Annotated in this window: 21 protein-coding genes; 9 read left to right on the forward strand and 12 right to left on the reverse strand. The window is 46.2% G+C overall.

Features of this window, described 5'->3' with window-relative positions; genetic code table 11:
- Positions 1-39 precede the first annotated feature (39 nt).
- The 3 genes from AC5EF3_RS04885 to AC5EF3_RS04895 all read right to left on the reverse strand — a co-directional run bounded on the left by AC5EF3_RS04885 (position 40) and on the right by AC5EF3_RS04895 (position 4,764).
- Positions 40-510, reverse strand: a complete 471-nt coding sequence (locus tag AC5EF3_RS04885; protein WP_493547229.1) for a hypothetical protein — start codon at positions 508-510, stop codon at positions 40-42.
- A gap of 234 nt (positions 511-744) precedes the next feature.
- On the reverse strand, positions 745-2,460 hold the full coding sequence (locus AC5EF3_RS04890; protein WP_493547230.1) for a methyl-accepting chemotaxis protein: 1,716 nt from the start codon (positions 2,458-2,460) through the stop codon (positions 745-747).
- A 564-nt stretch (positions 2,461-3,024) separates the two neighbouring features.
- Positions 3,025-4,764 carry a DCC1-like thiol-disulfide oxidoreductase family protein gene (locus tag AC5EF3_RS04895; RefSeq protein ID WP_493547231.1) on the reverse strand — a complete coding sequence of 580 codons (1,740 nt, stop codon included), beginning with the start codon at positions 4,762-4,764 and terminating at the stop codon, positions 3,025-3,027.
- 253 nt (positions 4,765-5,017) lie between these two features.
- On the opposite strand from AC5EF3_RS04895, the gene AC5EF3_RS04900 reads away from it, so the two are divergent.
- On the forward strand, positions 5,018-5,638 hold the full coding sequence (locus tag AC5EF3_RS04900) for a hypothetical protein (protein WP_493547232.1): 621 nt from the start codon (positions 5,018-5,020) through the stop codon (positions 5,636-5,638).
- Between the two features lie 120 nt (positions 5,639-5,758).
- Here AC5EF3_RS04900 and AC5EF3_RS04905 read toward each other — a convergent pair whose 3' ends face one another.
- Positions 5,759-6,070 (reverse strand): hypothetical protein, encoded by a 312-nt coding sequence (locus AC5EF3_RS04905; RefSeq protein WP_493547233.1) that lies wholly within the window; start codon positions 6,068-6,070, stop codon positions 5,759-5,761.
- A 70-nt stretch (positions 6,071-6,140) separates the two neighbouring features.
- Positions 6,141-7,052 carry a tRNA 2-thiocytidine(32) synthetase TtcA gene (gene ttcA, locus AC5EF3_RS04910; RefSeq protein ID WP_493547306.1) on the reverse strand — a complete coding sequence of 304 codons (912 nt, stop codon included), beginning with the start codon at positions 7,050-7,052 and terminating at the stop codon, positions 6,141-6,143.
- 392 nt (positions 7,053-7,444) lie between these two features.
- On the opposite strand from ttcA, the gene AC5EF3_RS04915 reads away from it, so the two are divergent.
- Together AC5EF3_RS04915 and AC5EF3_RS04920 are read left to right on the forward strand one after the other, a co-directional pair.
- Positions 7,445-7,801, forward strand: a complete 357-nt coding sequence (locus tag AC5EF3_RS04915) for a hypothetical protein (RefSeq protein WP_015826396.1) — start codon at positions 7,445-7,447, stop codon at positions 7,799-7,801.
- A gap of 247 nt (positions 7,802-8,048) precedes the next feature.
- Complete coding sequence (locus AC5EF3_RS04920) at positions 8,049-9,491, forward strand: M28 family peptidase (RefSeq protein WP_493547234.1); 1,443 nt, start codon at positions 8,049-8,051, stop codon at positions 9,489-9,491.
- Positions 9,492-9,567: 76 nt separating this feature from the next.
- Here the strand turns inward: AC5EF3_RS04920 and AC5EF3_RS04925 are convergent, their stop codons facing one another.
- Complete coding sequence (locus tag AC5EF3_RS04925) at positions 9,568-10,449, reverse strand: LysR family transcriptional regulator (RefSeq protein WP_493547235.1); 882 nt, start codon at positions 10,447-10,449, stop codon at positions 9,568-9,570.
- A 131-nt stretch (positions 10,450-10,580) separates the two neighbouring features.
- Here AC5EF3_RS04925 and AC5EF3_RS04930 point away from each other — a divergent pair, with 131 nt between their 5' ends.
- A complete protein-coding gene (locus AC5EF3_RS04930) occupies positions 10,581-11,096 on the forward strand; it encodes a lactoylglutathione lyase family protein (RefSeq protein ID WP_493547236.1) in 516 nt (171 codons plus the stop codon).
- A 78-nt stretch (positions 11,097-11,174) separates the two neighbouring features.
- Here the strand turns inward: AC5EF3_RS04930 and AC5EF3_RS04935 are convergent, their stop codons facing one another.
- Positions 11,175-11,762: an NAD(P)H-dependent oxidoreductase gene (locus AC5EF3_RS04935; RefSeq protein ID WP_493547237.1), complete on the reverse strand. Its 588-nt coding sequence runs from the start codon at positions 11,760-11,762 to the stop codon at positions 11,175-11,177.
- 325 nt (positions 11,763-12,087) lie between these two features.
- Between AC5EF3_RS04935 and putP the strand changes: the two genes are divergently transcribed.
- Positions 12,088-13,593, forward strand: a complete 1,506-nt coding sequence (gene putP / locus AC5EF3_RS04940) for a sodium/proline symporter PutP (RefSeq protein WP_493547307.1) — start codon at positions 12,088-12,090, stop codon at positions 13,591-13,593.
- Positions 13,594-13,712: 119 nt separating this feature from the next.
- Here putP and AC5EF3_RS04945 read toward each other — a convergent pair whose 3' ends face one another.
- The 3 genes from AC5EF3_RS04945 to AC5EF3_RS04955 form a co-directional block, all read right to left on the reverse strand.
- Positions 13,713-14,201 (reverse strand): RidA family protein, encoded by a 489-nt coding sequence (locus tag AC5EF3_RS04945; RefSeq protein ID WP_493547238.1) that lies wholly within the window; start codon positions 14,199-14,201, stop codon positions 13,713-13,715.
- A gap of 99 nt (positions 14,202-14,300) precedes the next feature.
- The gene (fliP, locus tag AC5EF3_RS04950) at positions 14,301-15,068 is read right to left on the reverse strand and encodes a flagellar type III secretion system pore protein FliP (RefSeq protein ID WP_493547239.1); all 768 of its coding nucleotides are present in this window, start codon (positions 15,066-15,068) and stop codon (positions 14,301-14,303) included.
- The gene (locus AC5EF3_RS04955; protein WP_493547240.1) at positions 15,068-15,466 is read right to left on the reverse strand and encodes a FliO/MopB family protein; all 399 of its coding nucleotides are present in this window, start codon (positions 15,464-15,466) and stop codon (positions 15,068-15,070) included. The genes fliP and AC5EF3_RS04955 overlap by 1 nt, the downstream gene beginning before the upstream one ends.
- Positions 15,467-15,689: 223 nt before the next feature.
- Here AC5EF3_RS04955 and AC5EF3_RS04960 point away from each other — a divergent pair, with 223 nt between their 5' ends.
- From AC5EF3_RS04960 to fliE, 3 genes are read left to right on the forward strand one after another with little or no spacing between them, the layout of a single operon-like run.
- Positions 15,690-16,139: a flagellar basal body rod protein FlgB gene (locus AC5EF3_RS04960; protein ID WP_015826404.1), complete on the forward strand. Its 450-nt coding sequence runs from the start codon at positions 15,690-15,692 to the stop codon at positions 16,137-16,139.
- Positions 16,140-16,162: 23 nt separating this feature from the next.
- Positions 16,163-16,579, forward strand: coding sequence for a flagellar basal body rod protein FlgC (gene flgC, locus AC5EF3_RS04965; protein ID WP_015826405.1), 417 nt, complete (start codon positions 16,163-16,165; stop codon positions 16,577-16,579).
- A gap of 10 nt (positions 16,580-16,589) precedes the next feature.
- Entirely contained in the window at positions 16,590-16,904 is a 315-nt protein-coding gene (gene fliE / locus AC5EF3_RS04970) for a flagellar hook-basal body complex protein FliE (protein ID WP_015826406.1), read from the forward strand.
- On the opposite strand, the gene AC5EF3_RS04975 is transcribed toward fliE, so the two are convergent.
- Positions 16,901-17,281: a hypothetical protein gene (locus AC5EF3_RS04975; protein WP_493547241.1), complete on the reverse strand. Its 381-nt coding sequence runs from the start codon at positions 17,279-17,281 to the stop codon at positions 16,901-16,903. The genes fliE and AC5EF3_RS04975 overlap by 4 nt on opposite strands.
- Positions 17,282-17,460: 179 nt before the next feature.
- Here AC5EF3_RS04975 and AC5EF3_RS04980 point away from each other — a divergent pair, with 179 nt between their 5' ends.
- The gene (locus AC5EF3_RS04980) at positions 17,461-19,335 is read left to right on the forward strand and encodes a toll/interleukin-1 receptor domain-containing protein (RefSeq protein WP_493547242.1); all 1,875 of its coding nucleotides are present in this window, start codon (positions 17,461-17,463) and stop codon (positions 19,333-19,335) included.
- A 64-nt stretch (positions 19,336-19,399) separates the two neighbouring features.
- On the opposite strand, the gene AC5EF3_RS04985 is transcribed toward AC5EF3_RS04980, so the two are convergent.
- Positions 19,400-20,419: a TIGR00341 family protein gene (locus AC5EF3_RS04985; RefSeq protein ID WP_493547243.1), complete on the reverse strand. Its 1,020-nt coding sequence runs from the start codon at positions 20,417-20,419 to the stop codon at positions 19,400-19,402.
- Positions 20,420-20,485: the final 66 nt, after the last annotated feature.

Consider the following 20,485-nt stretch of genomic DNA (forward strand, 5'->3'; position numbering starts at 1 on the left):
AGGACTGGCAGTTTTGTCTGTCCTTTTTTTGGGTGGCAGCTATTGGGTTTCCAACTTTGTTTCCTGAATCTCGATTGGGCCGATGATTGGCTTGCCCGCCAATGCATCATTTGGTTCATCGAAACATTCGCCGCGAAGAGCAACCCAGCCTGAGGGAAAAGCGGTTTCGGTAAAAACCATCTTTAAACGGCCCCAGCTGTGATAAGTGTCGCCGGTTTCGTCGACTATACCTACATCACATACTGTGCTTGCGCCTGAAATCGGCTCGACCCAATAGCCTTCAAAAGTTTGATCACGATTGTCGTAATTGCCTGCCAAGTCTTTAATATAGGCAATGCCAAACACATCTTCGCGCATAGTAGGGAAGTGTAAGACGGCATATTCATTGATCTCGTCAGCATAAATGACATTCCCGATAGGGGTTTGCCAAACTTCATCTGCGGAAGCTGTCGCAAAATATGTTGTATTCAGTGCTAAAGCGCTTGCTATAAGCCATTTTGAAAGTCTCATATTTTTGTCCCTCATAAAAATATTACTCCAAAAAAGAGTAGACGCCGGAATTAGGACAAAAGAAAGACTGAAAGACAGAGTGAGCCGCAGGTGACCTGTAAAAATAGAAGTCAGGAAACACGTAAAGTATCTCCTGACTTGCTAAGAATAAACTATTTCATCAGATGTAGGATATCTACGCGACCAAATTGATGAAAGAGGTTGTGTTGGAAGTGTTCTGGGCTTTATTCGAGATTACGCTGCGGCGACTTTGTCCAAGAAGTTTTCAATTTCGCGTTTTAGTTCTTCTGTACGTGTGGACAAAAGACTGGAGGCATTCAGCACTTCGTGTGAAGATTCTGATGTCTCTTTCACAGAATTTGAAAGGTCGGACATGCGTGAGGACGCAAATGTTGTTCCTTGTGCTGCCTTTTGAGCATTTTCCGAAATTTCATTTGTTGCAAACCCTTGCTCATTCACTGCGTTTGCCATGTTTGAGGTGTAAGTGTTCACTTCTTCCATAATCGTCATGATTTGCGCAATGGAGTCTGCTGATTCTTTGGAAGCTGATTGAATTTCCGAAATCTGAGAACTAATTTCCTCAGTTGCTTTAGAAGTTTGAGTTGCAAGTTCTTTAACTTCCGTTGCAACGACAGCAAAGCCTTTACCGGCTTCTCCTGCACGGGCTGCCTCAATGGTTGCGTTCAGTGCAAGTAGGTTTGTTTGTTCAGCAATTGCCTGAATTAGGACAATGACTTCACCAATTTTAGATGCCGAATTAGCAAGGCCAGCAACTTTGGTGTTTGTGTTTCTTGTGCCTTCAGTTGCGCGGTTCACCACGTCAGTGGTTTGAGCAACTTGGCGCGATATTTCACCGATAGAGGCAGAGAGTTCTTCTGCTGAGCTGGCAACATTTTGCACACTTGAAGTGGCATCATCGGCAGAGTTTAAAGTTTCTTGAGCACTTGTTGCACTCAAACCAGTCAGGTCGGATAGGCGTCCAGCAGTTGTTTTTAGACCACCTGCTGTTTCGTCAACGGAGTTAAGGAAAGTTGAGATATTGCTGCGGAAGCTTGCGATAAGATCTTGAACCATTTGTTGGCGTTGGCTGGCATTGTTTTCCGATTGACGTTGATTTTCTTCCATTGCCAAACGCTCAATAGATCTTGCTTTCAAACTGCTGACAGATTGAGCAAGGAGACCAATTTGATCGGTACGGTCTGTGTATGGGATGTCGTCCACAATGTTATCTTGTGCGATCTGATTTGTGATTTCCGCTAGTCGCGTGACAGGACGAAATTGATGTTTGATTGCAAAAATTAGCAACAAAACCGACAATCCAACAACGGGAAGAGCCAGCATTGTATAGCGGTTCATCAATTCCCAAACATTGGCGTGTACCGCTTGTTTTTCAACACCGGCATAAAGTATGCCGATGATGTTGCTTTTGTTGTTAAAAATGGGTTTGTAGACTGTGAAATAGTCTTTGCCGAGAATGGTTGCTTCGCCAAAAAAGGTTTCGCCTTTGGTGACAACCGAATAAACAGCGCCTTTTTTGCCAAGTGGTGTGCCAACGGCGCGGTTACCATCGTCTTTGATAATGTTGGTTGTTTTCCGCCAGAAATCTTGTGTTTTTTGGTCCCACGCAAACACAGTTGCTGTTTCGCCAGTCATTCTACCAATTGAGTCGATCAGGCCATGCTGTGTGAATTCAGGGATGGCATCGAGTTGAATTTTCGTGACGTTTCCTGAAGGATTCCAGGAGACTTTCGTGCCTTCAACGCGCTCTTGCATGAGGGTTGCGGCAACGCGCAAATTGATTTCTTGTTTTTCCTGAGCTGATGTTTGTGCTTGCCCTAAGGCGACTTGGTACAAAATTACACCAACAACAAACATTGAAACGGCTAACACACCCGCCGATAAAGTTACGAGTGCTGATGTGGCACTAAGGCGAGAAAAAAGGTTTTTCAAGATGATCTCCGTCAATATCTATTCAGGCGATATTAATTGGAGACATTAAATAATTAATGAATAAACGAAGTAGTGTGTTTACCCGACGTTGACGACATGAACGGATGCAAGATGCGCAATTATCTTCGCCATGTTTCCATGCAAAGTTATAAATGAGTGGACAACAGAGTGCACACTTCGTTGGCGTAATAGCTAGCAAAAGCTAGCGGTAAATGTGCCTCTAAAGAGTGCACTCCGTCTGATGATTTATCGCAGGTTAGACTACTTCTAAACAAGGGACCATAAACCTATGCCCACGCCTCGCGTTGTGGGTAATCTATTGGCGATCCTGCGCTTGGCGGGTCTGCACGCCGCGTGCTGACCCGATCTGACCAGTTTTTGGCGCAATCTTATGTTTGAGTCTCACAAATCACTCAACCATCATCCTGCACTGTTCGCTGGCTCATTCTCCAAGCCATCAGTCTTCCCACAAAACACCACGGCCGCGTTCCGTCCACCTGTGAGAAGATGAGATAAGTATGAGGTGTTATTTGAGGGGCGGGGATAAGTTTTGAGATATCCGCTTTAATATGCGCAGGTAATTGGCTCTTTTAAGTTGACGCGTTGAAAATGAAACCACTTTCGAAACCATGCGGGATGGAGCGTGTGTTGAATATCATCTGCGAGCGTTGCCGCACTCATATTTTCGTAGATTTTTCCGTCTCGCGTATATGTCACAACAAGGTTTGGATTATCGCTTAAATGTGCAAGTAGATCATAATAGACCATGCCGTGCTGATCTAAATCCGTTGTTATGTTTGCCTGTGGGCCTTGGGCTTTTTCAATCGTGACGACATCGTCCAGATACCCAAAGGGCGCGGATATGTGTTTCATAATTAAATGATTATTGATGCCGCCTTCCACGCGAAGGTTTGAGAACATGTTGATTGTCTGTGCGCTTTTTAATCCCCAATAGGGCATTGTACAATTGAGAAAGAAAAGCGTGGTTACAATGGTTCCAATGATGAGAGGTGTGACGCGGTGACCTTTTGCAAGAAGCGGCTTGGTTGAACTGCCATGCCGGATGATATTGACGCAAAATGGAATAATAAGCGGCAAAGCCATAAGAGTGACGAGCGTATAATTTCGCGACATGCCAACATAAAATAGCAACGCAACTAAGATGGCCGCCGCGAGAATATAGACGGGATCCCGCATGCGCTTTGTGAAGGCTGTCATCATTTTTGAATCACGAATATTACGGGCGCTTTCTTCATTCAGGAAAAGGCAGTGCAAAGCGATGGAAAGCGTCGTGAACGAGATATACATGGCGTAATTGCTAAACGCCAAAAGAGTGTGAAACAGGATGCCGCATACGATACCGATATGGCGCAATTTCCTTGAGAATAGCATCAGGATAATCCCGCCCTCGACAATGAAAGTCCCGTATATAGCCAGATAATGCATGGCAGGAATATCAATGGCATTCAGCGGCATGGGCATTTGTCGCCATAGCGCGACGGCGCAACTGGTTTCAGGATTTAAAAAGCCTGTATTGATTTTATGGAAGATCCCAAAGACATACATGACCAAAAGCGCACCCTGACCGGCGGGCGCGAAATTGGTGAAAATATCAGACCATTTCAGGCCTCTTATCATCGTATAGAAAAACGAGACCCAGTATCCAAGTAGAACCATGTTTCGCACCATGGTGTGATTGGATGTAATTGGAGCTTGAAGAATGGCGCTCACAGTACTGACCAGCATGAGCAGGAATAATAGCCGAGATGAGGCGGGCCTGAAAAACAAAGCCACTGCGCAAATTGCTATGGCAATCATATCAATTTGCGGCGGAAAACGCATATATTCTAATGCGTAATTGAAGAAGTGATAGAATGAGAAAAGCGAGAATAGCGTGCCAAATATTGTGGCGCGGGCGCGTGCGCCATCATCATCTGGCATAATTTGACCAAGGCCCAAGATAAACAAGGTGAGCCATCGACCAGCGCGCAATAGCGGATATAGAAGTGTCGCTAATAAGGGCGATGAAAATACAGCTTTATTGACGCGGTTTAGGAAAGTGGACGGGGTGGAGAGCATGGCCAGCATGTTGACGGCGTCATCACCTGCCACGCGGCGACCATCTGTTTCAACGACCATGCCTAGATCAAGATTAAAACCCTGATCAATCAATTCCTGACGTTGTTGGGGGCTTTCACGTAGGTCAATCAGGCTTACACCACCGGCAGACTCTTTCAATCGCAATAATTTCACATAGCGATTACAAAATGGACATTCACCATCATAATAAACAAGAAGGGACATATAGGCCTCGCCATTTTAAGGCTGGCCATCTCCCCCGACCAGTCCATTTTAGGCCTATTCATTGGCAAACTAAGGTAAAGATATGTTGAATTGCGAAGAGGATAAAGAGTCTCATATTCGCCAAAAGGCGACACTCACGTCAGCAATGCTATTCTTACTTTCATGATGCTTTTTTACTATGCGGCGTTGAATTCTTGAAGATGAAAACTGAATTGTCTATAAGAGTACTAAACGTAATAAACTGGGGGTGATTATGCGTTACAAAGAATTTTGTATTACCATAACAGCACTAATAGCATTGGTTGCTTGCGCTGAAAACAAAGCAACCTCAACATATAAACCAGATATTTGGGTACCAACCATACCCAACTATGATCTCAATCAAATAAAACAACAATTGGCAGCCCGTACAAAGGTATTGCAGCAAATTTTTCCAGACTACCCTAAAGTTGGTACAACATATTTGTCATTTGATCCTGATCACAAATTTCAAATTACCTACTACGAAACTCCTGAAAGATCTTGGCTATGGTATGGTGGAAATGAAGTTTCCCTTCCGGCGCAATGGAAACTCGAAAAACGGGATTTCGGTAAGAATGGAGGTCCTGAACAAATTGAAGCAACTCCGCGAATTTGTTTTAAGTATGGGGCAAATACCTATAATCCGCTTTCGGGTATCAAAGGCGGAGATTTTAAATGTACTATTTTATCAAATAGCTTGATGGGGTTAGTAAGTTCATTGGAAGGTGACATATTTAACCTTTCAAGCGGAACGGTTCCTTATGTAAGGCAAGAATGTGATGCACCTGATGAATTTGAGTTGAGATTAGAGGAAAATATGTGGGGCAGCATCCCAGTTGAGGACTGCCTGTAATTTACAAAAAAGCTAACGTTGTCGAACGACTGTTTAGGGCCAAAAATAGACATTTACCTTTCAAGCCCGTCCTCATTTGGTGGGGTGAATTGCTTGTGTGTAAACGTGCTGGAGGATTTGTTAAAACAGTGTGTTAAGCAGTACTGCGAGAAATGCGCCTTCTGACAGGGATAATTCATACTCGTTCTGGACGAAGTTTTTACCGATCTTGTTCCAAGCCGTTTTGAGTATCCAGCCCAAAGCGATAAGTCCAATTATACCAACGCAGATTGTTATTAGGTCGACAAATGTTGATCCTACAATATTGCTTCCCAAACGTACATGTAACAATTGATTGAAAGCACTCGGTTTGAGCGATGTAATTGTGTTTAGATTATAAACAATATTACAGGCCAAAGCTGCTGCAAAATGCGTCCAATTTAGTTTGCCCATGTATATTCTTTCCCCAAATTAAAGGCCGTAATACTGCTATCAAAGCTCTATTTAGCAAGTCGGGGAAACCCTATAGCCCGTCCTCATTTGGTGGGGTGGGTTGTAGGTCCATGAAGTCGAAGATGGATTTATCGGCCAGATGGCTGGGGCGCACGTTTTTGAGGGCGCGGAACATGGTTTGGCGGCGGCCTGGGGCTTTTTGTTCCCACTCATTTAGCATTTGCTTCATGGCATTGCGCTGCAAGCCTTCTTGCGTGCCGCAGAGATTACACGGGATGATTGGAAAATTCATCGCTTTGGAAAAGCGCTCAATATCACTTTCGGCGCAGTGCAGCAGCGGACGGTGGACTTTGATATCGCCTTCATCATTAAGCAAGGTTGGCGGCATGGAAGCGAGGCGTCCACCATGGAATAAATTCATCATGAAGGTTTCAAGCGCGTCATCGCGGTGATGGCCTAGCACGATGGCGTCACATCCTTCTTCACGGGCTGCATTATAGAGGATGCCGCGACGCAAACGCGAACACAAAGCGCAATAAGTGGCTTTGGCCGGCGTTTTCTCTTTGACGATGGAATAGGTGTCTTCGGTGATGATGCGATAATCGACACCAAGGCTTGTCAGGTAATCTGGCAATATATGCTTGGGAAAACCGGGCTGGCCCTGATCCAGATTGACGAACAATAGATCAACGGGCAAAGCGCCTTGCCATTTTAGATCGAGCAGGGCCGCCATTAAGGTGTAGCTGTCTTTTCCGCCGGATAAACACACCATCCATTTATAGGGTGTCTCACGCTTTTTGGCGTCTTCGGGGATGAGCTTGAATTCTTCAATGACTTCTTTGGTCTGACGCACGATTGCTTTGCGCGTTTTCTTGAAGTTCACAGATTTTGGCGCGTTGGCGAAAATCGGATGATAGGGCTCAAACAGGCTCTCGTCTTTGGGAGATTGTGTGCCTTCTAATGGTGTCGCTTGTGCCGCCATGACTTCTTCTGCCTCAGCTGTCGCTGTGGTGGAATTGGCTTTCGCATTGATAAGATTGTGTGTTTGCTCGCTCATACGCTCAGCGATACCGCCTTATATGGATTGAGCAAGACCCAAAAATCGAATCTGATCAAAAAAACACGGCTAGAAAGTCTGGAAATATTCACTTTTAAGGGGAGTAAATCGCCTTTTTGATGATTTTTGAGGTCAGATTTTGATGGCTGGCATGCATATATAACTAACATTAGAGTGGTTGTGGAGGGCTTTTTTATGCGGCGTACAGCAAATGTATAGACTTTTCTTTTCAATAAAAACAATATGTTATGTGGATTTGAGTGTTTTTCTATAATCTTTATAGTGACAAACATGACGGTTTATGTCATAAAACTGTCATGAAACACGCATCAATCATTCTGTGCGTGTTAGCTGCAGGCGTTATGCCGGTTGCTAATGCGCAATCCGCTGGAGACACACCAGCTCGGGCGTTTGAAATTAAAGTAGAAGGCGCAGTCGCTCCTTCGGGCTTGCACCAACTCACTTACCCATATTCTGCGGGTGTAAAGAGTCGTGCTGGTTCATGTGATTTGTCTGTGAAAGTGGACGACCAAGGTAATATCGGCGCAGTTAGCGTTGAGGCATGTTCGTCAGACGATTTTGCAACAGAAGCAAGCAAGCTTGTTGGCGTTGATGAAACAGTTGAGGTTGCATCTGTGCACCCGCTTCGTATCGAATGGTCCATGGAAGACTAAACTATACGAATAAGAATTCGGCTCGATAATAAGGAAATATAACAGAGCCAACCTAATTACGCCTGATTTGTCTCCCCCCAACCCAGACAGATCGTGGTGTGAAGCAGCGATAGAGCAGTGTGCGATTATGTTCGTGCGCTGCTTTATTGTTTTGGGGAAGATTTTTCTGGAAAAACACGCCTGTAGATTGCCTCCGCCGTGCTTATCCTTATGGTGAAGCAAAATCTTAGCTTTACAGGGATCTTCAATGATACGTTCGCTTATTATAGGTGCAGTCAGTTTTGCTAGCGTTGCATGTGCGCACGCGCAAACTGATGAGGCAGCGCCACCTTTTATTATACCTACTGATATAGCTGAAACAGCGCAAACGCTCAAATCAACAGCCTTAGAAAGCAATCTTGGTTTTCGTATAATTGAAGACCTTACGACGCAAATCGGCCCACGTCTTGCCGGAACGCCGCAAGAAGCGCGCGCACGCGAATGGGGCATGGCAAAGCTAAAAGAGCTTGGTTTTGAAAATGTTCGGGAAGAGCCATTTGAGCTGGATTTATGGACGCGTGGACATTCTGTATATGAAGAAGTGACGCTAACAGCGCCTTACCCGCAGCCACTTTATGCGATCTCGCTTGGTGGGGGCGGTGCCACGCCAGAAGAGGGGAGCGAAGCTGAAGTTGTCTATTTTGCAAGCTATGATGCGCTGAAGGCAGACACGGTTTCTGATCTGACAGGTAAGATTGTGTTTGTTGGGGACCGCATGACGGCATCTCGCACAGGCGAGGGATATGGCTGGGCTAATCGTAAACGCCGTGATGCATGGGTGATGGCAGAAGATCGCGGCGCGACTGCATTATTCATTCGCTCTGTTGGTACATCAAACAATCGCTTTGCGCACACCGGTATGATGAGTTTCCCTGAAGGGCGTCACCCTAAAATCCCTGCATTGTCAGTGTCCAATCCTGATGCAGACCAGATTGAGCGCATTGCCAAATCTGGTGAAGTGATGAAAATCAAGCTGAAAACATTTGCAGGATGGCGCGGTAAATCCATGTCTGGAAATGTGATTGGTGAAATTGTTGGCCGTGAAAAACCAGACGAGATTGTTGTTATTGGCGGGCATTTGGATAGCTGGGATACTGGTACAGGCGCGCTTGATGATGGTGCGGGTGTTGGTATCACAATGGCAGCGGCAAAGTTGATTGCGAATTTGCCTGAAAATCCACGCCGTACGATCCGTGTTGTTTTGTTTGGTTCTGAAGAAGTGGGATTGGTCGGTGCGCGTGCCTATGCAGTAGCCCGCATTGAAGATGAAACACTTGCAAACCATGTGATAGGATCAGAATCTGATTTTGGAGCTGGTGAAGTCTGGCGTTTTGGATCAAATGTTGGTCCAGACGCCTTGCCAGCTATGGATGCAATTGGGCGTGAGCTTGCCGATCTTGGCATTATTCGCGGCGATAATGAAAGCGGCGGTGGTCCTGATATGATCCCGCTTGCGATGGCGGGTGTGCCTATGGGGCGTTTGGATCAAAATGGTGAAGACTATTTTGAATATCACCACACACCAAATGATACATTGGATAAAATTGATGAAGACGAGCTACAACAAAATATAGCCGCTTGGTCAGTGTTTACCTATCTTGCGGCTGAATTGGATGTTGATTTCCGCGCCGGAGAAGCAGAAGCCGAATAGGCGAACTTCGTAATACAAAATAAAGCGGCGCTTAGTTGATCACTGAGCGCCGCTTTTGTGTTGGGTAGCGCTCCTATCATATGTCGCAAATTGCTTGGATAGGTATATTATATCGGGCAGGCAATTGGCGGCCTCGGACCTTCACCCTAAAGAGTGTTTCTTCTACATTTTGAGGGGGATTAAAAACGTTTAGTTTGTTTTTTTCTGCAAAATTATCCAACGCGCTTTTGGGAAGAACGGTAAAACCCAGCCCTTTTGAAACCGGCAATAGGATCTGACTTAGCTGATTGATATATCCTGATTTAGGAATGTCTTCGAATTTGAGGGTTTTTAAATCCGCTTCACCGCATAAATCAAAATAGAGCGTTAGATAGTGTGCGGCATCGGGATGATGAATTAGTCCTAAAGTTTTGATTGTTTTTGCAATATTTGGATTGATTTCAACTTCGCGCGGCAAAATTAGACACAATTGCTCACGGCCAATCTTCTCGACATCAAACATGCTTTGTGTAGGATTTTGGGTGACAATGCCTAAATCAGTTCGGCCCTCAAGCACATCAGCAAGGATTTTGTGATTGGGCGCGACTTCTAATTCAAAAAAGAGTTTTGGATGGGTTTTCTGCATTTCGAGCAGAGGCGGATACAGCTTTAATGCAAATGATCCTGAGCATGCTAATTTGCAAATACCCTTTTGGGGGTCATCATAATTGAGCGCTTCTAATAGCTTGGTTTCATTTAATGTAAGCTGGATTGCATACTCAAAGATTTGCCGGCCCTGTTCGGTGAGTTCAAGGCGTTTAGTATTTCGTTTTATAAGGGCGTGCCCACAAGCGTCTTCTAATTTTTTGATATGCTGACTGACACCGGGTTGGGTCATATTTAGCTTTTGCGCTGTCTTGGTGAAATGGCCGATATCAACAAGTGTTTTGAATGTGTGCAGCCATGCGGGGTTGAGCATAAACAAGTCATCTCATAAAATAAAATTATCAAAATAAGAATAATTGATAATTTTTCAAAATGCAACGTGGTCGGTATTGTGGAGGTGATGAGGCGGATAGTCTGGCTCTTCACACAATATAGGTTCACCCCATGCTCATTGATAACAACAAAACATATCCAAGATCTTTTTCTCATATCGGTATCTCAGTGCCCGACCTTGAAGCGGCTGTGAAATTCTACACTGAAGTCCTTGGCTGGTATTTGATTATGAAACCCACGCAAATAATTGAGGACGATTCAGCCATTGGTGAGATGTGCACTGATGTGTTTGGAAAAGGATGGGAAAAATTTCGCATTGCCCACCTTTCCACGGGAGACAGGATCGGTGTGGAATTGTTTGAATTTAAAAATCAGGAGAATCCTGAGGATAATTTTGAATACTGGAAAACGGGTATATTTCACTTTTGCGTCCAAGATCCTGATGTGGAAGGATTAGCAGAAAAAATCGTGGCGGCTGGCGGTAAGAAACGCATGAAGGCACCCCGCTATTATTACCCGAATGAAAAACCATATCGCATGATTTATATGGAAGACCCGTTTGGCAATATTCTAGAAATTTATAGCCATAGTTATGAGCTTCACTATGCAGCAGGTGCATATGATTAGAGCCTAGAAGGTTTGCCAGAATGCGGCGCTTGGTGGATCACTAAGCGCCGTTTTTTTCCGCAACGGAGAAAAGCTGGTTTAGGGTAGAAGGTTTTCCAATTGGGTTTGGAAGCGCTTCAAGTCAGTTTCAATCTGCGGCCCTTTATTAACATCATAAGCTGCAAAACTGGGTTTGGCAGTCATTCCGAAGAAAGCAAAATTGATGTGGACAGGGGCAAGTAGCTCATCAAGTGACCGTCCTGCAAACAGGCTTTGATTTGGATCGGAAAAAGCTGTGAGTGGCGCATTGAGCGTCACTGACAACATATAGGATGTGTCCTGCATAAGGCCGCCACTGCCATATTGTTTGCTGGCGTCTTTGCGGCTTCGGCCATCACCTTTGGCTAAACGTCCATCCATGCCGGCGGTGTAGACTTCGTCAAAATAACGTTTTAATGGCCAAGGCATTCCCATGGAATTTAACGGGAATTGCACCAGAATGAAATCTGCCCATTGTTGATTTTTGACTTCTTCCTCAATGTCCCATGCTTGGGAAGTATTGACGCGGCGCACATCCTTATTTTGAGCCTGAAAAAACTGATGCGCACGCGAAACAAAGGCTTCGTTCAATTTGCCTGAGGAGGAGGGGAAAGGTTGGTGTCCATTAATGAGAAGAATTTTTTGCATAGAGTATTTCCAAGGTAATCGTCGAATTTATCTTAAACAGGGACAGGGATTGGTAGAGATTTTTTCGATAACTGACAGAATATGAGTGTTAATTGATACACCAGATGCAAAGATCTGGGAGAGATCCCTTGATTATTTCGCTAATAAATGCGGTACATACCCCCTCGAAGAGCCTTAGCAAGGAAACAGTTCTGCTTTTTTGACTAGATAAGGTGGCTGCGTTTTTGGTGAGGTATTCTTAAATTTACTTAGATTTTGACCGAAGAGTTATGTTTTGACCATTAGTTTCTACGAGATTATTTCACTAAGTGCTTATTTCATCTTGATGATGGCGATTGGCTTTTACGCTTACAGAAAGTCTACGAGCAACGTTTCTGAGTACATGCTTGGAGGGCGTCAACTTCATCCCGCTGTAGGTGCTTTGTCTGCTGGTGCGTCTGATATGAGCGGATGGATGCTCATGGGATTGCCCGGCGCGGTTTATTTATCGGGTGTGAGCGAAGCTTGGATTGCCGTTGGTTTGGTTATCGGTGCTTACCTAAATTACAGGTTCGTTGCGCCGCGTTTGCGAGTTTATACCGAGCTGGCCAGCGATTCCATTACGCTCCCAGATTTCTTTGAAAACAGGTTTGATGATACCAGCCACGCATTGCGCTTAATATCAGCGTTTGTGATTATTATCTTTTTCACCCTCTATACCTCTGCCGGCGTTGTGGCGGGCGGTAAATTATTTGAAGCAAGCTTTGGCATGGATTACCAGCTGGGGCTGTTTGTTACCGCTGGAGTGGTGTTGGCTTACACAGTGATTGGCGGCTTTCTTGCCGTAAGCCTGACAGACTTTGTGCAAGGCTGTATCATGTTCATTGCATTGGTGCTCGTGCCGATTGTGGCCTATCAATTTGTGGGCGGCATGCAGGGTGTGGAGACACAAATTGCTGCAGCGGCCAATACTGTGCAGCCTGCTGGCTCAGCGCCGCTTGATTTGGAAGGCTATTTTAGCTGGACAGATGGCGTAACTTTCATGAGCGTTGTGTCGCTTATGGCATGGGGATTGGGTTATTTTGGGCAGCCGCATATCATTGTGCGTTTTATGGCGATCCGGTCTTTGAAAGATATCGCAACAGCGCGGTATATTGGAATGTCATGGATGTTGGTGACTGTGATCGGAGCAGTGTTTGTTGGCATAATCGGTTTGGCATATGTTCAGGAAAACGCGCTTCAATCAGCTCTGACTGATTCAGAAACGATCTTTATCCTGCTATCTCAAACATTGTTTCATCCGCTCGTGTCTGGATTCTTGTTAGCTGCTATTCTGGCGGCAATCATGAGCACGATTTCGTCTCAATTATTGGTGTCGTCTAGTTCACTGACTGAAGATATTTACAAGACATTCCTGAAACGCAATGCATCTGAAAAAGAGCTTGTTATGGTGGGACGCCTTGCGACTGTGTTGGTTTGCGGGGTGGCGATTGTGCTCGCATTTGATCGCTCCAGCAGCATTCTTTCTTTGGTGGGAAGTGCATGGGCAGGCTTTGGTGCTGCCTTTGGACCGATTATCCTATTGTCGCTCTACTGGCGTAAATTTACGCGCAATGGCGCGTTGGCGGGTATGATTGCGGGTGCTTTGACCGTGTTATTCTGGCTCTACGCGCCCATAACAATTGATGGGCAATCCTTGTCTTCAATCATTTATGAAATCGTACCGGGCTTTGTGATCGCGTTGATCGTTGCTGTTGGTGTGAGTCTGCTGACCAAGCCAAGTGAGGCGACTGAAGGTGAGTTTGACGCCATGAAAACAGAGATGGAAGCTTTGCCGAAATCTTTGCTGTAAATGTGAAGAAGCGGGACAAGTTTTTGGTTTCGTATTCACGAGTGTTGCAACATAGACAAGCGTGCTATTTTCAGCATCTTGTCTATGTTATTATGCTTTGAGTAAGTGGAGTTAATGAGTTAATTGCACCCGTGCGCTTCCATCTCAATTTCGATAAGAAACTCTGGCATTGCCAGCCCTTGCACTTCTAACCATGTTCCGGTTGGGAAGTGTTTGGTATAAATTTCAGCGCGGTAACCGGCGACTTCCAAAAATTTGGCCATATCTGTTGTAAAGACATCTTCGATGATAACATCATCAAAACTACAGCCAAAATGAGCTAGGACTTTTTCTAGATCAGAATAGTTATTCTTCATCTGTTGTTCTAAATTACCAACCGCCGTTGGCGCACCTTGATCATCCATGCTTACAGCACCGGAAATTTTAACGGTATCGCCAATACGCACACCATGGCTGTACCCATAGGCTTTTTCAATTTCTGGCCTTAGCAAGAACCATTCAGGTTCTGCGCTGGTGGCGGAAGCGCTCTCGTTTGGTATCGTGTTGCCGCACGCTGCAATCAGACCAGTGACCGCTACAGGCAATATTAATTTTAGAAATTTTTGCATTTTTTTCCCCAGATTCTCTGTTGTTCTGTCAAAGGCTTTGACAGAACAACAGAAAGGGGAGCACCTTCCATATAGGGCGTCAAGTTCAACTCGGGGAGGTTATCCTGGCGGGCCAGCCACGAAGCTTTCGACAAGTGATCCAGCCAATAAACGCCAGCCATCTACCAGCACGAAAAAGATGAGCTTAAACGGCATAGAGATTGTCACAGGCGGCAACATCATCATCCCCATACTCATCAGGATAGACGCGACGACAAGGTCGATCACGAGGAAGGGGAGGAATATCATGAACCCGATCTCAAAGGCGCGCTTCAGCTCGGATATCATGAATGCAGGCGCGAGCACCTGAAATGGCGCTGCTTCTGCGCTTTCTAGTGTTTCTATATTTGCCATACCCATAAACAATGCCAGATCATCATCCTGCACATGCTTGGCCATAAAGGTTTTAATCGGGGCAGCAGCGCGCGGCAGCGCGTCTTCCAATCCGATAGATTCGGCCATGAAAGGTTCAACCCCTTCCTTATAGGCTACTTCAAAAGTGGGAGCCATAACAAAAGCGGTTAGGAATAGGGAAAGCGAGATAATCACCGCATTGGGCGGCGCTTGTTGAAGCCCCATTGCTGTTCGCAATAAAGATAGCACCACCACAATACGCACAAAGCTTGTTGTCATCACCAAAATTGACGGCGCTAAGGATAAAATCGTGATCACGCCGAGCATTTCAACAATGCCGCTCGTCATGCCTGCGCCAGTGCCCAGATCGAAATTAAATTCCTGAGCGATACCCGCAGGGGCCAGCAATAGCGTGCCTAATAATAGGAGCGTGACGCGGCCCATCATTTTGGTCGAGCGTTTGAGGGCGCGCATTATGGCTTCTCCGTTGTTTTGGAGTGGGGCGGTTTGGAGGGGGATGTCATTTTGCTGATGCTATTGGCCATTTGCTCGACAAGTGTTTTAGGCGTTTGCACGGGCGAAGCGGATGTATTCTCTGCTGTTGATGTCGGTTCTGGTTTTGGCGCATCTCGACTTGCCACGAGGGTTTGGTCTGTTTGACTTAGGCAAAGGAGGTGCTCGCGGCCATCCCAATGCACAACAGCGAGTTTGCGGCGCGCATCCATGCCGCGCCATTCGACGATGCGAAGATCAGATTGATTATTGATGAGATTGGCGCGCTGGCCGGCATAGCGGCGAGCAGCCCAGCCCATGCCTAGAATGATGGACAACACAAATATAAGCGCAGCAGTCGCGCGGATGAGTTCTTCCATGGTCTGACCAGTCTATAACGAGATGCTTTTTGCATGCCCAATTGCACCGATTCCAACAAATTGAAACGGTCTTGTTAACTTTTCGGTCTTGAAGGTAAATGAGTGGTTAATATCACTGTTCACAATTTTAAAAACTCCTTAACCTTAAGGGTGGAAACTGCCTAGTAGACAGGTCGTTTCTGCCCAGTGCGGATGCGCCGATTGATTTTTAGGAGTGCGATACGTGACTGGCCCTATGAATATGCCCATCTTCGGAATGATGAAAGCGCGCATGGACATGCTGGGTGAACGTCAAAAAGTGCTGTCGCAAAACGTCTCCAATGTGTCTACGCCCGGCTATACCCCTAAGGATGTTGATATATCTTCATTCAATGCCGCGCTGGCTAAGGGGAAAGTTGGCAATAATGCGGGTGCCGGCGGGCCGGCCAATGCTGGCGCGATGGCTGTTACGCATCCCGGTCACATCGCTGCAAGCGCAAGCCGTGGTTCACTTGTGGCTGGTGCATATATTGAAAAAGCACCCGATTCAGAGACCACGCTCGATGGCAATGGCGTCGTGGTTGAGGATCAAATGATGAAAATTGCTGAAACGCGTATGGAATTTGAGACCATGATTGGGCTCTACAATAAAAGCCTGTCCATGATGCGACTGGCTGCAAAAGCACCACGTTAGAAATAAAGAAGAGGAATTAAGCTATGTCTGGCGATTTAATGTCTGCAATGTCTTCGGCCGCTTCTGGTCTGCGTGCGCAAACTGTGCGTATCCGCGTGTCGGCGGAAAATCTGGCAAATGCAAATTCAACGGGCGATACTCCCGGCGCGGACCCATATCAGCGCAAAGTGCCTGTTTTTAAAAACTATCTAGATCGCGAATCTGGGGCCGAGCGTGTAAAAGTTTCTGGTGTGCACAATGATACAGCGCCATTTACGGTTAAGTTTGACCCGACACACCCAGCCGCTGATGAAGGCGGTATGGTGAAATATTCCAATGTCTCAGCGCTTGTTGAGATGACAGACATGCGCGAGGCCCAGCGCGCATATGAAGCCAATTTGAACGTTGTTGAAGCCAGCCGGTCCATGCTTTTGGCCGCTGTTGATATTTTGAAAGCATAGGTGAAGCGTTATGGATATCGGTGCAACCGCAGCAACAAATGCATATATGAAAGCAGCGCAAGCTGCACTTAAACCCGAAAGCTCACAAAATGTTGGCGGAATTTCAGGTGCGCCATTTGGTCAAATTCTTGATGCCGCAATTTCCCAAACATCAGGCGCGGCAAATCAGGCTGAAAATGCTATTGCTTCTGCCACTATGGGCAATGCAGATCTTGTGGATGTGGTAACAGCCGTTGCCGCCGCAGAAGCGACATTGGAAACAGTCGTCGCCGTGCGCGATCAGGTGATTTCAGCCTATCAAGAAGTTATGCGTATGCCGATTTAATTCTTCACTTTGAAGCGTTTCTTGGACGGATATTTTGAGCGATTGTGAATGACTCTAACCTCGCATTCTGCAATTGGCTCACCCTTTTCATGCACATCTATAGGGTGTTCAAATGAATGGCTTGGGTTTAGTGAGCTTTGGGTATGTGGGCTTAAACACCAAACCATGGGTGAATCAAAATTATTAAATTTTTTGCTTCCCTTAGTTTTCCAATAGAAATCTACATCGAAAAGCTGAATTGGTGTTGAGCTGTCATTTCTAATTCTAATGCTTTGTTTGTTATTTTCATCTGTTAACACTTCTATTGTGCAAGGGTTTTGTTTTGCGAAAATAAATAACCGATAGAAAAAACTCAGTGGAATTGGTAAGTCTGGCATGAATGAATGCTCTTACAAGTTGAGATTTTGCTGTAAATACCCCGCTGGTACAATTTAGTCTATGCTCGCGCCGTAAAACGTTGCTTTTGAAGAAGTAGAGTTCCCAGCTTCAAACTCGCATGTTAACCTAACCTCAGTACTTCAGGCGACGATGTCGAAGTGATGGTTAGGGGATAGGCATGGCGCAGGATATTTTATCTGAAACCAGCGTTGCGGGCAGCAATGTCTTTATCTCCTATTGCCGCAAAGATATGGATTTTGCCAATCAGATTGTCTCCATGCTGGAAGATGAAGGCTATGATCCCAAAATTGACCGTGATGACATTGCCGCGACGGAGCAATGGGAAGCGCGCTTACAAGAGCTAATATCAAGCAGTGACACAGTGGTTTTTGTGCTGACGGATGATTATCTGGCGTCACAAAATTGCGGCTGGGAAATTCAACAAGCTGTTGCGCGCAATAAACGCCTTATCCCCTTATTGCCCAAGCCTTTGACGGCAAAGGATGTGCCGCCGGAATTATCTCGGCTCAATTACATCCATTTTTTCAGTCTTAATTCCGGGGATGGAACTGGTTTTTATGCCGGTTTTAAATCTTTGCAGCGTGCATTGCGCCATGATTTGGAACGCTTGCGCCTATTGCGGCGCTATGAAGAGCGGGCAAAAGAATGGAAAAGCGGCGGTGGCGTGCTTTTGACAGGTGAACAGCTGGTGCAAGCACAAAACTGGCAAGCGCAGACTGAAAAAATCGAAAGCGTGCCTCAAGCTATTACCGCATATATAGACGCCAGTCAGATTGCGCATGTGAAGCGTCTGAAAAAGGAACGGGCTAGAGTCGCTCTATTGGGCGGCTTATCAATCGCGTCTGCATTGGCAACGATTGCTGCCATTATTGTGGGGTTTGGCGCATGGGTGGCGAAAGAAGAAGCCGCAAGCACGCTCGCTGAATTAAATGTGCAGACTGACGATATGAAAGTCATTGTTGGCGCCGCAGAGCAATGGGCAAGTGGCCGTCAAAGCTTGGCGCTGAACAAGCATGAAATCCCAGAAGATTATGAAAGCCAATCTGAGAATGCGACCCGTGTATCAGGGCGTATGCTAGAAGACGCGTATGATAAGCTCAATTCGCGCGATTCTATCGTTCATAGCGAGGCTGATCATGTGGTCTTTATTCGCCAATCTGTGCGGCGTGATCTGGCCAAAGCACGTTTTTATAATGGCAATGAAACAGCCGTTATTCCAATAGATGAGAATATCGCAGAGCTCACAGCTTTTGCTCCAGAACAAAAAGAACGTTTCAGTGATTATAGTCAGGTGCTCGCAGAGGATTTTGTTTCGCGCGCCGTTTATTCTTGCTTGGCATCTGACCGCATCAACGCAATCGGTGCGCAACTAGCAGAAGCACCTGAAGAGGTCCGTAAATTTATCAGCTGGCGCGATGCCGAAGCACGGGAAAAATCTGGTGTGATATGTGATGAAGCTAAAACTGCCGTTTGCAGTGTCGGTCAGGCGTGTGATTATGATGATGCGCCGTTTGACCAGATCGCTATGATAGAGCCTTCTATTGGAGATGTTGTGGAGGAAGCTCCATCTGTTACGCAGCCGCCACCAGTCACTAGCGAACCTATTAGGCCTGGAAGTCGAAATCCAACACAGGCACCTCCTCGGGTGCCAAGTCGCACTGTAGAAGCGCCCGCCGAACCTGTGATTGAGCAGGCGAAAATTGTAAAAGATTTTGAAATCACAGAAGTTTATCTGCACATTTCGGATAAAAGCCAGTATGCGGATGCGCAGATAATCGCCAATGAATTAAAGTCTGCTGGCTTTAAAGTGCTGGGCATTGATGTGGTTGATTATGATCCTGCAAAAGCGCGGTCTGTGCGCTATTATTATGATCCACAAGCTGAACAGTCAGCTTATTTAGCCGCATTCTGTGCTAAAGCTGCAAGTCAGACAGGGCGCGCAGGTTGGAGTGATGCTGGCAATTATCGCGTTATGTCACTGGCGGGCCGGTATGGAAAATTACCGCTCCACCGCGCAGAGATTTGGTTCTAGTTTGGTCTTAGCTAAATAACAGAACACATTCGCGCAAGGCTTACTTTAATGCTTTAAGCAGGGGCTACAAAAAAGTGGATTCCAAGAGTTCACCATGATTGCTGACCCAATACCCCAGCGAAAACAGAATGATCAATAACACCGCCCAAACGGCTATGTTTATTTTGCGTGATTTTGCAGCGTTTTGTTGTTGCAACCAGCGGCGCGGCTGCACGCCTTTCCAAACGAACACAATCTGAGTGGATAACAAAACACACACAACGTTGAGCAACACCAATATCGCTGCTGTGAGTGCATTTCTCGTATCACCAGACCCTAGATACATCGCCGACGCAGCCGATGGCGGCAAGAGTGCCACAGCCACCATGACGCCCACCAAGGATGAGGATAATCCACCAGTTAAAGACAGGGCAGCCGCTGCACCGGACGCTAGCGCGAGTGCGATCACTTCTGGATTGATATTGGTGCGGGAAATCAACTCTTGGCTTTCCAGATTTACGGGGAATATTAAGGCCAGCACAAAGACTGTCCCAAATCCGATAGCAAGGCCAGACACCGCCGTTTTTGCCGCCGTTAGCATAAGGGGGCTGGAGCCAAGCGCAGACGAGAGGCTAAAACCCAGAATTGGCCCCAGCAAAGGCGCAATGACCATCGCCCCGATGACCACGGCGACATTGTTCTCATTCAACCCGATCGCTGCCACAATGGCAGATAAAATTGTGAGTACGACAAAATCGATTGTCAGCTTGCTGCCGCCCATCACTTCCTCGACGAGCGCTTCGCGCATGGCTTGTTTGGGGTTTTTCTTTTCTTCCTTATCATCGTCAGATTTGGTCACTTCATTGCGCGGCAAAGTCGCTTCCACATCCATCACAGTTAAGCGCCATTGGTCTTTTGATGTAAAAATATTTTGCGCGGCATCCATGAGGGATTGGCCTTCGCCATCTTCCAGCAAAACCAGCACACTTTCGCGTGTCTCGTCTGGTTCAGCTTCTCTGTGCCAATCAATTGGACAGGCTTTTTCAATCGCAGCTTCAACGCGTTTTTGATAGGAGGCCGGATAAGTGATCTGGATATTTTTCATGAAGGTGCGCTGCCGTTGATGACGAAATTCGAGTGGCGCGGAGCATTGTTTATTGTCGCTGTAACG

It is taken from the genome of Hirschia sp., from assembly GCF_058892565.1.

Excerpts from the sequence above, each read along its gene's own strand:
- AC5EF3_RS04885 (WP_493547229.1), bottom strand. The coding sequence starts at position 510 with ATGAGACTTTCAAAATGGCTTATAGCAAGCGCTTTAGCACTGAATACA.
- AC5EF3_RS04895 (WP_493547231.1), bottom strand. The coding sequence starts at position 4,764 with ATGTCCCTTCTTGTTTATTATGATGGTGAATGTCCATTTTGTAATCGC.
- AC5EF3_RS04900 (WP_493547232.1), top strand. The coding sequence starts at position 5,018 with ATGCGTTACAAAGAATTTTGTATTACCATAACAGCACTAATAGCATTG.
- AC5EF3_RS04905 (WP_493547233.1), bottom strand. The coding sequence starts at position 6,070 with ATGGGCAAACTAAATTGGACGCATTTTGCAGCAGCTTTGGCCTGTAAT.
- ttcA (WP_493547306.1), bottom strand. The coding sequence starts at position 7,052 with ATGGCGGCACAAGCGACACCATTAGAAGGCACACAATCTCCCAAAGAC.
- AC5EF3_RS04915 (WP_015826396.1), top strand. The coding sequence starts at position 7,445 with ATGAAACACGCATCAATCATTCTGTGCGTGTTAGCTGCAGGCGTTATG.
- AC5EF3_RS04920 (WP_493547234.1), top strand. The coding sequence starts at position 8,049 with ATGATACGTTCGCTTATTATAGGTGCAGTCAGTTTTGCTAGCGTTGCA.
- AC5EF3_RS04925 (WP_493547235.1), bottom strand. The coding sequence starts at position 10,449 with ATGCTCAACCCCGCATGGCTGCACACATTCAAAACACTTGTTGATATC.
- AC5EF3_RS04930 (WP_493547236.1), top strand. The coding sequence starts at position 10,581 with ATGCTCATTGATAACAACAAAACATATCCAAGATCTTTTTCTCATATC.
- AC5EF3_RS04935 (WP_493547237.1), bottom strand. The coding sequence starts at position 11,762 with ATGCAAAAAATTCTTCTCATTAATGGACACCAACCTTTCCCCTCCTCC.
- putP (WP_493547307.1), top strand. The coding sequence starts at position 12,088 with ATGATGGCGATTGGCTTTTACGCTTACAGAAAGTCTACGAGCAACGTT.
- AC5EF3_RS04945 (WP_493547238.1), bottom strand. The coding sequence starts at position 14,201 with ATGCAAAAATTTCTAAAATTAATATTGCCTGTAGCGGTCACTGGTCTG.
- fliP (WP_493547239.1), bottom strand. The coding sequence starts at position 15,068 with ATGCGCGCCCTCAAACGCTCGACCAAAATGATGGGCCGCGTCACGCTC.
- AC5EF3_RS04955 (WP_493547240.1), bottom strand. The coding sequence starts at position 15,466 with ATGGAAGAACTCATCCGCGCGACTGCTGCGCTTATATTTGTGTTGTCC.
- flgC (WP_015826405.1), top strand. The coding sequence starts at position 16,163 with ATGTCTGGCGATTTAATGTCTGCAATGTCTTCGGCCGCTTCTGGTCTG.
- fliE (WP_015826406.1), top strand. The coding sequence starts at position 16,590 with ATGGATATCGGTGCAACCGCAGCAACAAATGCATATATGAAAGCAGCG.
- AC5EF3_RS04975 (WP_493547241.1), bottom strand. The coding sequence starts at position 17,281 with ATGCCAGACTTACCAATTCCACTGAGTTTTTTCTATCGGTTATTTATT.
- AC5EF3_RS04980 (WP_493547242.1), top strand. The coding sequence starts at position 17,461 with ATGGCGCAGGATATTTTATCTGAAACCAGCGTTGCGGGCAGCAATGTC.
- AC5EF3_RS04985 (WP_493547243.1), bottom strand. The coding sequence starts at position 20,419 with ATGAAAAATATCCAGATCACTTATCCGGCCTCCTATCAAAAACGCGTT.